This window comes from Paraburkholderia kirstenboschensis (assembly GCF_032806925.1).
In the GTDB taxonomy this organism is placed as follows: domain Bacteria; phylum Pseudomonadota; class Gammaproteobacteria; order Burkholderiales; family Burkholderiaceae; genus Paraburkholderia; species Paraburkholderia kirstenboschensis.
Window position 1 is genome coordinate 1,046,426 of record NZ_CP136513.1, and the last position, 12,718, is coordinate 1,059,143.

The 12,718-nt window shown below is 63.9% G+C and carries 11 protein-coding genes; 9 read left to right on the forward strand and 2 right to left on the reverse strand.

Features of this window, described 5'->3' with window-relative positions; translation table 11 throughout:
* Window positions 1-81: 81 nt before the first annotated feature.
* From ku to RW095_RS27510, 8 genes are all read left to right on the forward strand, one after another.
* The gene (gene ku, locus RW095_RS27475) at window positions 82-1,107 is read left to right on the forward strand and encodes a non-homologous end joining protein Ku (protein WP_317021946.1); all 1,026 of its coding nucleotides are present in this window, start codon (window positions 82-84) and stop codon (window positions 1,105-1,107) included.
* Window positions 1,108-1,237: 130 nt separating this feature from the next.
* A complete protein-coding gene (gene ligD / locus RW095_RS27480) occupies window positions 1,238-4,306 on the forward strand; it encodes a DNA ligase D (protein ID WP_317021947.1) in 3,069 nt (1,022 codons plus the stop codon).
* 50 nt (window positions 4,307-4,356) lie between these two features.
* Window positions 4,357-4,665, forward strand: a complete 309-nt coding sequence (locus RW095_RS27485; RefSeq protein ID WP_317021948.1) for a hypothetical protein — start codon at window positions 4,357-4,359, stop codon at window positions 4,663-4,665.
* A 670-nt stretch (window positions 4,666-5,335) separates the two neighbouring features.
* The gene (locus RW095_RS27490; protein WP_317021949.1) at window positions 5,336-5,752 is read left to right on the forward strand and encodes an alpha/beta fold hydrolase; all 417 of its coding nucleotides are present in this window, start codon (window positions 5,336-5,338) and stop codon (window positions 5,750-5,752) included.
* Between the two features lie 86 nt (window positions 5,753-5,838).
* Window positions 5,839-6,093, forward strand: coding sequence for a hypothetical protein (locus RW095_RS27495; protein WP_317021950.1), 255 nt, complete (start codon window positions 5,839-5,841; stop codon window positions 6,091-6,093).
* A gap of 12 nt (window positions 6,094-6,105) precedes the next feature.
* Window positions 6,106-6,246: a hypothetical protein gene (locus RW095_RS27500; RefSeq protein ID WP_317021951.1), complete on the forward strand. Its 141-nt coding sequence runs from the start codon at window positions 6,106-6,108 to the stop codon at window positions 6,244-6,246.
* A gap of 119 nt (window positions 6,247-6,365) precedes the next feature.
* Window positions 6,366-7,382, forward strand: coding sequence for a zinc-binding alcohol dehydrogenase family protein (locus tag RW095_RS27505; RefSeq protein WP_317021952.1), 1,017 nt, complete (start codon window positions 6,366-6,368; stop codon window positions 7,380-7,382).
* Between the two features lie 201 nt (window positions 7,383-7,583).
* Entirely contained in the window at window positions 7,584-8,147 is a 564-nt protein-coding gene (locus RW095_RS27510; protein ID WP_317021953.1) for a DUF6013 family protein, read from the forward strand.
* Window positions 8,148-8,292: 145 nt separating this feature from the next.
* Here the strand turns inward: RW095_RS27510 and RW095_RS27515 are convergent, their stop codons facing one another.
* Both RW095_RS27515 and RW095_RS27520 read right to left on the reverse strand, forming a co-directional pair.
* On the reverse strand, window positions 8,293-9,099 hold the full coding sequence (locus RW095_RS27515; RefSeq protein WP_317021954.1) for an ABC transporter permease: 807 nt from the start codon (window positions 9,097-9,099) through the stop codon (window positions 8,293-8,295).
* Window positions 9,096-9,806: an ABC transporter ATP-binding protein gene (locus RW095_RS27520; protein ID WP_317021955.1), complete on the reverse strand. Its 711-nt coding sequence runs from the start codon at window positions 9,804-9,806 to the stop codon at window positions 9,096-9,098. The genes RW095_RS27515 and RW095_RS27520 overlap by 4 nt, the downstream gene beginning before the upstream one ends.
* A 195-nt stretch (window positions 9,807-10,001) precedes the next feature.
* Here RW095_RS27520 and RW095_RS27525 point away from each other — a divergent pair, with 195 nt between their 5' ends.
* A complete protein-coding gene (locus tag RW095_RS27525) occupies window positions 10,002-12,533 on the forward strand; it encodes an AsmA family protein (protein WP_317021956.1) in 2,532 nt (843 codons plus the stop codon).
* Window positions 12,534-12,718 lie beyond the last annotated feature (185 nt).

The window sequence follows — 12,718 nt, forward strand, 5'->3', positions numbered from 1 at the left end:
ACGCCCTTGCGCCGCGCGTCGTTAAAAGGCCGTGGCACGCTTGGTGCTTCTTCATGGGTCTTAGGCCCAGGGGAGCGCACGATGGCACACATGATCTGGAAAGGCGCGATCAGCTTCGGCCTTGTCCACGTACCGGTGCAGTTGTATCCGGCCACGAAGTCGGAGAAGGTCGGCTTCAACCTGCTCGATAAGCGCACGATCGATCCGGTCGGCTATAAGCAGATCAACAAGCGCACGGGCAAGGACGTGACGCGCGATAACATCGTGCGCGGCTTCGAATACGAGAAGGAAAAGTACGTGGTGCTGACGGATGACGAGATTCGCGCGGCGAATCCGGAATCCACGCAGACGGTGGATATTCTGGCGTTCGTCGACGCACCCGACATCTCTTTCCTCTATCTCGACACACCTTACTTTCTGACGCCCGACCGCAAGGGCGAAAAGGTCTATGCGCTGTTGCGCGAGGCGATGAAATCGTCGGGCAAGGTCGGCGTGGCCAGTGTCGTCTTGCATAACAAGCAGCATCTTGCCGCACTGATTCCGGTCGGGCCGGTGCTTGCCTTGAACACGCTGCGCTGGGCGGAGGAAGTGCGAGACTTCGACGAATTCAAGCTGCCCGCCGAAGGCACCAAGGCGGCGGGTGTCAGCGCGCGCGAGCTCGACATGGCAAAGAAGCTGATCGACGACATGAGCGACAACTGGGACCCGTCGAAATACCACGACACGTTCCGCGACGACATCATGGCGCTCGTCGACCGGAAGGTCCGCGAGGGCAAGACCGAGGAAATCACGGACATCGAAGCGCCGCGCGAGTCGCGTCAATCGGCGGACATTCTGGATCTGTCCGACCTGCTCAAGCGCAGCCTTGGGCGCGGTAAGAGTAAGCCCGCTTCGGGCACGCGCAAGCGCGCTGCCGCCGACGAGACTGCCGACGAAGATAGCGATTCACAAGAGGACAGCGGCTCGACGGCGTCGCGTAAAAAGCCACGCACGACGCGCTCGACAAGCGCGCCTCGATCGAGTGGAAGCGGCAGTAGCAGCGGCAGTGGCGGCGGACGTGCCACGGCCAAGTCGACGACTGCGCGCAAGCGCCGCGCGGCGGCATGATGGAGCGGCGAGCGCAACGGGGCGCAGATAGCGGCACGAACTGCGGCACGAACCCGGCTATGCCCCGACCCGACCGCTCGGTTCGAGCGCCGCAAGCCGTCGCTACCTCGACCCCGATGGAGTCCGCGCCATGAACGACCGACTCGATCTCTATAACCGCAAGCGCCGCTTCGACGAAACGCCCGAGCCTGCCGGCGCCAAGGCGACGAGGAAGCGCGGCGCGCGCAACGCGGCGCGGCCAGGACCAGACGAGGGCTTGTCGTACGTCATCCAGGAGCACCACGCGCGGCGCCTTCACTACGACTTCCGTCTCGAACTGAACGGCACACTGCTTTCATGGGCGGTGCCGAAAGGGCCGTGCCTCGATCCGTCGGTCAAGCGTCTCGCTGTGCACGTCGAAGATCATCCGGTCGAATACGGTTCGTTCGAAGGCGAAATTCCGCCGGGTAATTACGGCGCTGGCACGGTGATCGTCTGGGATCGCGGCACGTGGGAGCCGGTCGGCGGCGCGGCCGAGGCGGCGCGTGCGTATCAGGCCGGCAAGCTCAAGTTTCACCTGCACGGCGAAAAGCTGCACGGCGGCTGGACGCTCGTGCGCAGCCACATGCGCGGCAACGCCGACAAGGAGCAGTGGCTGCTCATCAAGGAACGCGACGACGAGGCGCGTCCCGAGAGCGAATACGATGTTCTCGCAGAACAGCCCGGCAGCGTGCTCGGCGCGGCGCCGGCCCGCAACGGGAAAGCCGGCAAGCAGACGAACAAGCAAACAGATAAGCAAACAGATAAGCAAACAGATAAGCGGCCCGACAAGCAGGTTGCCGCGAAGAAAAGTAAGGCGGCCGCCGTACGCGGCGATCCGAAGCGGCCGGACATCGTGGCGACGCGCAGCAGCGAGTCGTTGCGCGAACTGGCCGCGTCGCCCGCGATAGAAGGTGCGGTGGCAGCGAAACTGCCTGCGACGCTGAAGCCCCAGTTGGCGACGCTCGTCGACGCTACGCCGCCTGGGGATGACTGGTCGTACGAAATCAAGTTCGACGGCTATCGCGTGCTCGCCCGCATCGACGCGAACGCGAAGGGCCGCAATGTGCAGGTCTTCACGCGAGCGGGCAACGACTGGACCGCGAAGTTCGGCAAGCAGGTGAAGGCATTCGAACAACTGGGCCTGGAAAGCGCGTGGCTCGACGGTGAAGCGGTGGTGCTCGACGAGAACGGCGTGCCCAACTTCCAGGCGTTGCAAAACGCGTTCGATTCGAACCGGCCGCAAGACATCGTCGTCTATCTGTTCGACGTGCCGTTTCTGAACGGCTACGACTTGCGCGGCGTGCCGCTGCAGCAGAGACGCGCAATCCTGCGCGCGCTGCTCGAACCGGTCGACGACAGCGTGCTGCGCTTTTCGAACGACTTCGACTTCAGCGCCGACGATCTGCTGAAAAGCGCGTGCGACATGGCGCTCGAAGGCATCATCGGTAAGCGGCGCGAAAGCGGCTATATGTCCGGCCGCTCGGCGACGTGGATCAAGCTGAAGTGCCGCCGACGCCAGGAGTTCGTGATCGGCGGCTATTCGGAACCGTCGGGCAGCCGCGCGGCGTTCGGCGCACTGCTCCTCGGCGTGCACGACAGCAAAGGCAAGTTGCAATATGCCGGGCGCGTCGGCACCGGTTTTGACGCCGCCTTGCTGCGCTCGGTGAAGAAAGAACTCGACGCACACGAGACGAAGCGCATGCCGTTCGCGAGCCCGCCGCGCGAGCGCAGTCGCACGCCGGTGCATTGGGTCGAGCCCGTGCTCGTCGCGGAATGCAATTTCGCGGAATGGACGAGCGACGGTATCGTGCGCCAGGCGTCGTTCGTCAGTTTGCGCAGCGACAAGCCGGCGCGCCAGATCGTCAAGGAAGCACCACGCAAGGGGGACGACGTGCAACAACAAACCGATATTGAGGCCGAATCCGACACGGCGCCGAAGAAGCGTTCGGGACGGCGCGCGGCGGCTGAGACTGATGGCGACGTGCAGACTTCGGGCGCAGATAAGAAGCGCTCCGCCGGCAAGGCAACGGGGGAAGAAGCAACGGGAATGCGCACGGAAAAGGGCGCAAGAAAGGTCGCAAGTAAGGGCACGGAAAAGGGCGCCGAAGCGGTAGCTAAAACCACCGCTAAGGTGACGGCTAAAACGACGGCCAAAACCGGCGGCGAAACAACGGCTACGACCACGGCGGCGGCGAAACCAGCGAGTAAAGCAGCAAAAACCACCACATCAAAAGAAGAAACCGCGGACACTAAAACCGCCGCTCCGCGGTCGAAAAAATCCGCGTCGCCCGCCGAAGTCGCCGGCGTTCGCGTATCGCACCCGGACCGCGTGATCGACAAGAGCACCGGCACGCGCAAGATCGACCTCGTGCAGTACTACGAATCGGTCGCGCAATGGATGTTGCCGCATCTGGCGGACCGGCCCGTGTCGCTCGTGCGCGCGCCCGAGGACATTGGCGGTGAGCTCTTTTTCCAGAAGCACAGCCAGAAGCTGTCGATCCCGAACATCACACAGCACCCCGGGCTCGACCCCGGTCATCCTCCGCTCATCACGGTGGAGAGCGTGAAGGCGCTGGTCGGCGCCGCGCAAATGGGCACGATCGAATTTCACACGTGGAATGGTGTGGCGTCGAATATCGAAAAGCCGGACCGCGTCGTGTTCGACCTGGATCCCGATCCGTCGCTCGGCTGGGACCGGATGATCGAGGCCGCTCAATTGACGCGCTCGCTGCTGGACGAACTCGGCCTCACGTCTTTTTGCAAGACAAGCGGCGGCAAGGGCTTCCATGTCGTGGTGCCGCTGTCGAAACACGCGGGCTGGGACGAGGTGAAGGAGTTTTCGCAGGCCGTCGCTCAGCACATGGCTAGCACGCTGCCCAAGTATTTCAGCGCCAAAATGGGCGCGCAAAATCGCAAGCAGAAGATCTTTGTCGACTATTTGCGCAATAACCGCGGCTCGAGCACGGTCGCCGCGTTTTCCGCGCGGGCGCGGCCGGGGCTGGGCGTTTCGGTGCCGCTCGCATGGGACGAAGTCGCGGCGACCACCGGCGGCGATCAGTGGAATATCGAGAACCTGCACGAGCGTCTTGCAAATCTGAAGAACGACCCGTGGGCCGATTACTCGAAGACGCGCCAGCGTATCACCGCGGCAATGAGAAAACGCCTGAACGGAGCGTAGCCGGCGCGTTCGCGTCGAGTGCGATACTGAACAGATAGAAGGAGCTGGCTATGAAGAGCACACCGCAATCGTCGGACGGCGGCAAGCAGGCCGATCCGCATGCCGAGAAGAATCCGCAGTCATTGGAGGACGCAGCCGCGCCGTTGCCGCATGAGAACGACCAGAGCGCCGGCTCCCAGCACGACGAAGAGCCACGGCCTATCGGCAAACAGGCGCATAGCGACGTCGAACGCGGCCTGCAGGACACGGACCGCCGCGGTGGCGGCGAGTATCAGGAAAAGACGCAGAACGACGCGCAGGCCGACGTCAACACGGATGAGAAATCGCCAGGCACGGCAGCCGGCAAGGGCGACTCGTGAGGCATTGCAAGCCGACTTGGGGAACCGTAGGCCCGCCTGCGGCACCGTGAAGTTGGCTTGGGGCGAGTGGCAGACCGACTGAGGTCGAGTTGTGTCGAACTGAAGGTGCTAGAGGCCGACTCGCGCCAATATACGAAACTGAATAGCGTTAATATGTTGTTATATTAAATTATATAAATTAATGCATTCTATTTAGAGGTATTTATTTATCGCTGTATCTCCGTGACCCGTGTTAATTCCGCGTTTAATGAGAGCGACGAATTTTGCGGTGCTCATCTGTTTGGCAGGTTTGCTGCATTCATGGCCGGACTGCTGCCGACATCGACGGACGTGGCGGCTTGCTGGCTGGCGTTGTCGCTGAGCCTCCGCGCATAGATCCTTAAATTCTCGGCGCGGCGCTGTTTGAGTTGCAGGTCCCGATTTCGCCGGTCGTCGACGCATTTCTACGCGCCAGCGACGCCACAAGTGGACACCCGTACCTAACGGCGCGGCATGATGCATCGAGGCAGGCCGCGCAACGCCGCTCGTCGTGTTCTACGTGGCGAGCATGACGTGGAACGCAGTACGGGACATCGGCGCCGTGCGCGAATCGGCTTTTAGCCGCTGAAGTGGGCAACGGTCGTCGGCGTTGCCGGGGATATGCTGCATTCCCATTGTCAGGCGAAACACCATGAGTAAAGCTATGCCGCTGGTTATGATTCACGGCCTGTTTGGGTCGCAGAGCTTCTATGCGCCGAACCGGCGCATAGCCGGCGTCGATGTTCATACCCCCGATCTGATCGGCTACCGCGCGCTGGGAGACAGCGCGGTTGAGCCGATCACGCTGGCCGGCCAGGTGGCGCATGTGATCCGCTATATGCAAGAGCGCGTCGGCGCGCCGAGTGTCCTGCTGGGACACAGTGTAGGCGGCGCAGTCGCAATGCTCGTAGCCGCGTCCGCGCCCGACCTCGTGTGCGGGGTGATTAATGTCGCGAAGGAAATTTCACGCTCGACGACGCATTCTGGTGTCGGAAAATCGCCGGTCTGGACGCCACCGCGTGGCAGGCAGAGCACGCGCGCCTCGTCGCCGATCCGGAGGGCTGGCTGAAGAGCGGCGGCATTGCCGTCACGCAGCAGCGTCTCGAGTGGGCGCGCACCGCACTCGCAAACCAACCGCGCGAAACGATTCAGGCAATGGCGCGCGCGGTGGTGGCGGAAACCGGCGCGCCCGATTTCCTTTCGCGCATTCGCATGGTCGTCGAGGGGGGCACTCCCTTCTTCATGCTCGCTGGCGAAAGGTCGGCGGCTGGATGGAACGCGCCGGACTGGGCGCACGCTGCGGCGCTGTCCTACGTGGTCCAGCCGGAAGTCGGCCACATGATGATGCTCGAGGAGCCCGACGGGTTCTGCCGAATCGTCAGCGGGATGGTCGCCCAGCTCGCGGCCTGACCGGAGGCGTCTATGACCGGAAACTGGCATCAGATCGGTAAAGCGGCGCATTGGGCACTGCGCAATACCCGTTACTTCCACGCAGTGGAGCGGACCTTCCAGCGCGCGGACGTCGAAGTCCGCGACGGAACGATGCCGCTATTATCAAAGTAAGAGAGGGCTTACGATCAAGTCCACGGATCAGCGGTCTGCCTGACATGACGCGGGCGGCTTCAAGCCCGCGCCGACTTCGCCGGTTCTTCAACGTCATCGGAACAAACACGGGAGCACCTATGAAAGCCGTTGGCCTTTACCGCTATTTGCCCATCGACCACGACGAAGCCCTGATCGACGTCGATATCCCGAAACCTGAAGCAACTGGTCGCGATCTGCTCGTGAAAGTCGAGGCCATCTCGGTGAATCCGGTCGACACCAAGGTGCGTGCGCCGAAAGACAGCGTCGAAAAAGCGCCGCGCGTGCTCGGTTGGGACGCCGCCGGCACGGTTGTCGCAGCCGGTCCGGACGTGACGCTGTTCAAGGTCGGCGATCCCGTGTTCTATGCGGGCAGCATCACGCGACCGGGCGCGAATAGCGAGTTCCATCTCGTTGACGAGCGGATCGTCGGACGCAAGCCCGCGTCGCTCGATTTCACCCATGCGGCCGCGTTGCCGCTCACGGCGATCACCGCATGGGAAGCGTTGTTCGATCGCCTCGGCGTCTCGCCGCAAGGCGCGCACGAAGGGCGCGCGGTGCTGATCTTCGGCGGCGCGGGCGGCGTCGGCTCGATTGGCATCCAACTGGCCAAACAGCTCGCGAAGCTGAAAGTGATTGCGACCGCGTCGCGTCCCGAGTCGGCGAAATGGGCAACAGAGTTGGGCGCGGATCATGTGGTCGATCACTTCGGCGACATGCCCGCTCAATTGAAGCAACTTGGCATCGAACAGGTCGACTACGTGCTGATGTTCAACGACACGGACAAAAACTTTCCGGTCGCGGCTGAGCTCGTCAAACCGCAGGGCGGCATCTGCTCGATCGTCGAAAACAGCAAGCCGGTGCCCGTTGAGTTGCTGAAGGCTAAGAGCGCCGCGTTTCACTGGGAGTTCATGTTCACGCGTTCAATGTTCGGCACGCCCGACATGATCGAGCAGCACAAGCTGCTGACCGAGGTGGCGCGTCTCGTCGATGCCGGCACGTTGCGCACGACCGTCGGCCAACACCTCGGCGCGATCAATGCGGCGAACCTTCGCCGCGCGCATGCTCTGCTCGAAGAAGGGCGCGCGATCGGCAAGCTCGTCCTGACCGGCTTCTGATAAAACCCGTCCACGCAAGCGGGGTAACACCCGATGCCCAGGGAGCGCGCGCGGCATCGCTTGGCGGTAGACTGGTGACGCATCATGCTAAAACGGTTGCGTGTCTCGCGTCCGCCGGCGGCTTCCGCGCGCTGCACCAGGATCATGCGCGGGCAGCCGCACTTGCGCGGGCATGCAGCGGCACAACAACGAGGTGACAGTATGAGCTCCAGCTTCAAACTCTCCGCCGTTCCGGTTGTCGCTTCTCTCGCTTGCGTGCTTTGTTGCGGCCTGCTCGCGCCTGCCGCTCACGCGGCCACGCCGATTACGGTGACGTCGCAATCCGCCCTCGACGGTCCGATTCGCTACACGGTCCGCGTCACATCCAAACAGTTCGGCAACTCGCAGGAAACGCGCACCATCCGCTCCGGTCAGTCGGACGACTTCACGTGGAAGACGGTGCCGCCCGGCGGCGCAATTCCGGCGACGGATGCATGTCCGAACTACGCGTCGCTGCCGCTCGACTCCAATGGCGCGATGATCCGCCAGACGCAGATCCGCCTTGCGCCGGTCGTCGCCGACGATGGCACCGCGACCGTGCAATTGAGCTTCCAGGCGCACAAGCCAGACGGCGTGAAGACTGTCACGGCCGGTGGAAAATCGCTCAAGTGTCCGAACGATGTCAGCGTGAGCCAGGTGCTGCGCTTTACGATGCCGGTGAACGGCAGCACGAAGACGCTGACGCTCAGTGACGGCACGGTCGTCGCGGTCAGCGCGAAACGCTGACCGCGCCGGACCGCCGGACCGCCGGACCGCAGGATCGCAGGATCGCCGGATCGCCAGATCGCCGGATCGCCAGATCGCCAGATCGCCGGATCGCCGGACCGTAGGACCGCTGGACCGCTGGATCGCCGGATCCAGTCTGAGCGGTTCAGCGCCGCGCGCCGGCCCGTTCGACCAGCCGCGCCGGCAGAAACCGGTGCTCCGCCGAAAAGAGGCGCCGGTAGGTGAGCAGCACCGCGCCCACCGTGCCGAGCGCCGATGATGCCGCGATCAGGAACATGATCACGATCTGATAGCGCACCGCCTGCAACGGCGACTGGCCGGCCAGCACCTGGCCGGTCATCATGCCGGGCAGGCTGACTACGCCGACCACGGCCATCTGGTTGAGCGTCGGCATCATACCCGCGCGCACCGCCTGACGAGCGGGCGCCTGCGCCGCTTCCCAGCGCGTCGCGCCGAGCGCTAACGCCATCTCCACGCGGTCGCGCCGGGCGGTCAGTTCCTCGGTCATTCGTTCGATGCCGAGCGAGACGCCTGTGAGCGTATTGCCGAGGATCATGCCGAGAATCGGAATCGCATATTGCGGTTCGTACCAGGGGTGAATGCGGATCACGACGAAGAGCCCAACCGCTGCCACCAGCCACGAACTGACCCAGATCGACAGCACACTGTCCGCGCGTTGTCCCGCGTATGTGCGGCTGCCGCGCTGCGCGCCCGCGAAGCCGGCGATCAGTGTCATCACGGTCATCAACGGCAGCACCACGAACCAGTGGTCGTAGCGGAACACCCAACCCAGCACATAGCCGATCGCGAGCAACTGCACGACGGTGCGCACGGCGGCCCACGCGAGCTTGCGTTCGAGATCGAGCTTGAGTGCCACCGACACCACACCGTTCACGACGATCAGCAACGCGGCGATCGCCACGTCCCAAAGACTCAGGTTTTGCAATGTCATCGGTTGGGCGCTCCTTGCGCGGACATGACGGCGGGCTCTTCGAGGACGCCCGCATGCATCGTCAGATGGCGCTCGCTCATGCGAGCAGCTTGTGCCGGATCGTGCGAGACCCAGATAGAAGCGTGAGCACGGCGATCGGCGCCGAACCATGCGCGCACGAGTCCTTCGATGGCGTGCGACGACTCGGGGTCGAGTGACGCAGTCGGTTCGTCGAGCAGGAGCACCTCGGGCGCGAGTTGCAGCACGCGAATCAGCGCGGTGATTTGCGCTTCGCCGCCTGACAGTTCGCTTGCGCGTTTGGCGAGAAAATCGCCCGAACGGCCCGCCTGCGCGACCAGATCAGCCGCGTGTTCGCGGTCGAAGCGCGTATCGCGATACGCACGCAGCTCGAACGGGTAACGCAGATTGTCTTCGACTGTGCCGTCGAGCAGCGCGGGCCGCTGCCGGATATAGGCGACGCTGCGCCGGTAACGCGGAATCGCGGCTCGGCCGACGGGCGCGCCATGCCAGACGATGCGTCCGGCGTCGAGCGGATCGAGCAGCGCGAGTGCCCGCAGGAACACGCTCTTGCCTGAGCCCGACGCTCCGGTGATTGCGACACGGTCGCCGGCGTGCAGCGCGAAAGTGGTGGACTGGAGCAGGGTCTGGCCGCGCGATGCATCGCGCCGGACGATGCCGTCGGCGAAGACGAAGGGGACATCGGTCATGGAAACAAGTGGTGCGTAGAGGGCGGGGTGCGCGATGCAGCATCATAAAGTGGACTGAGACCGGCCGCGAGCTGCCGAGCGCGCACCGCGCGCATAAAGCAACAAAGCGACGAACCTGCGAAGCACTGCGCCGGCGCTCGCGGGCACAATATCTGCTGCGCGATCGACAACCAACGAGCAAAAGGGAGCCTTTTGATGGCAGGGTCGAGCACAGTGGGAAGACGGGTCGGCAAAATCGTCGCATGGATACTCGCGATCATCGTCATCCTCGTGATTGCGCTCACCGTTTTCATTCTCACATTCGACTGGAACCGCGCGCGGCCCTACGTCAATGACAAGGTGACGCAGGCGATCGGTCGGCAGTTCACCATCAATGGCGATCTGAAGGTGGGTTTCCGGCACCGGGCCGGCGAAACCGGCTGGAAAAGCTGGGTGCCCTGGCCGCGTTTCTCGGCGGCCAACATCACGATAGCGAACCCCGACTGGGCGAAGCGCCCGCAGTTCGCGACGCTCGACGAGATCGACTTCCAGGTGAAGGTGCTGCCGCTCATTGCGCACAACATCGTGATCCCCGCGATCAACCTCGTGAATCCTTCTGTTGATCTCGAACGCATGGTCGATGGGCGCAATAACTGGACGTTCCAGCTGCCGTCGTCGAAAACGCCGTCGCAATGGAAGCTGCAGTTGCACGACATCGTGTTCGCGAAGGGCAATATCGCGCTGTCCGACGAGCAGAAGAAGGTCGACGTGCAGATGGTCGTCGATACGCTCGGTCAGCCGATTCCGATCGGCGAGGCAATGAAGCAGCAGGAGGAGGCCTCGCGCAAGGCATCGGCGGAAGCGGTCGGCAAGGACGGCGCGAAAAAATTGAGCGCCCAGGCTGAGGCGCAGGCGGCTTCGGCGGCCTCGGCCGCTTCCGCGGCGGCGGCTTCAGGCGCTTCTGCAACAGACATCCACGCATCTGGCACGACGGCGGCGACAGGCGCCGCGGGCGGGCTCACAGCGGGCGGTTCGAAGGGCGCAAGCGGCGCGGCGGTCACAGCGGCGTCCGGCGCGAGCGGTGCAGACGTGGCAGCGGCATCGAGTGCAAGCGGCGCTAGCGCTGACAGCACGAGCGCGGCGCGCGGCGCTCAGCGCGAGGTGCCGCCGTATGCAATCGGCTGGACCTTGAAAGGCACCTACAACAAGACGCCGGTCTCGGGCAGCGGCAAAGTGGGCGGTGTGCTGGCGCTCCAGGACGCCAACCGGCCGTTCCCCGTTCAGGCCGATGTGAAGGCAGGCGACCTGCACGTCGGTCTCGTGGGCACCCTCACCGACCCGGCGCATCTTTCCGCCGTCGATATGCGCCTGTGGGTGCAGGGCAGCAGCATGGCAAAACTCTATTCGCTGACGGGCGTGACGCTGCCCGACACGCCGCCTTACGCAACCGAAGGGCGGCTCGTCGGTCAGTTCAAGACCACCGGCAACGTGTTCAAGTATGAAAACTTTACAGGCCGCGTGGGCGGCAGCGACCTGAACGGCTCGCTGACCTACACGGCGCGCCGACCGCGACCGCTGTTGCAGGGTGAACTCGTGTCGCACCTGCTGCAGTTCTCTGATCTCGCGCCGGTGATCGGCGCGGATTCCAACGCGAGCAAGGCCAAGCGCGGCGATGCGGCCAGGCAGCCGTCGAGCAAGGTCTTGCCCGTCGAAGAGTTCCGCACCGACCGCTGGAAGGCGATCGACGCCGACGTGAAGTTCACCGGCCGGCGTATCGTGAAGAACGCCGATCTGCCGATCACCGATCTCTACACCCACGTCGTGATGACAGACGGCGTGCTGTCGCTCGAGCCGTTGAAGTTCGGCGTGGCCGGCGGCACGCTCGCCTCCAACATTCATCTGGACGGCAGCAGCGCGCCGCTGAAGGGACGCTTTGCGACCACCGCGCGGCATCTGAAGTTAAAGCAGCTGTTTCCGAACTTCAAGACGATGCAAAACGCGCTGGGCGAGATCAATGGCGACGCCGCGCTGACCGCGACGGGCAACTCGCCTGCGGCGCTCGCCGCCACCTCGAACGGCGAGGTGAAGGCGCTCGTCACCGAAGGTACGGTGAGCCGCTTGCTGATGGAAGCCGCGGGCCTGAACGTCGCGAACGTCGTGTATGAAAAGCTTTTCGGCAATCGGGACGTAAAGATCAACTGTGCCGCCGCGGATTTTGTTGCGACCAATGGCGTGCTCGATTCGCGCGTGTTCGCACTCGATACCGACGACGCCGTGATCGACATCGACGGCAACGTCAATCTGCGCGACGAAACGATGGACCTCGGCGTGCATCCGCATACGAAGGGGTTCCGCGTGTTCTCGTTGCGCTCGCCGCTATATGCGAAGGGCACGTTCAAGGACCCGCACGTCGGCGTGAACGTGGGCGCGCTGGCGTTGCGGGGCGGCGCGGCTGTGGGCCTCGGCCTGATCAATCCATTCGCGGCGCTGCTGCCCTTGCTCGCGCCGAGCAATAACAAGCCGTTGCCGTGCACCCAATTGCTGTCGCAAGTCCGGCAGGCTCCGACGGCGCCGCCGCCCGGCACCAAACAGAAGCCGAAGCCCGCCATTTCGCTCGAGGGGGTGCCGGTCAACAAGCGTTCAGCGGACGCGGCGTCGGCCGCGTCGGCGGCCTCAGCGCCTGCGCCGACTGGACGCAAGCCCGCGACGGTTTCGCCCGCGAGCGCAGCCCAGTACAAGGGAAGCTGATGCACTTTTTTCTGCCGGCGGACTGGTTCCACTGGAACCTTGGCAGCGGCTTTTCGTTCGTCTTTTTATGGTTGATCAGCGTGCCTTCGACATAGCGCGGGGAGCGCGGAGTCGGCGTAAGCGCGATGGCGCAGCACTGATGTAATCGGTTCGCGGGAGCGAATCGCGTCGCGCGATGAAAGAGA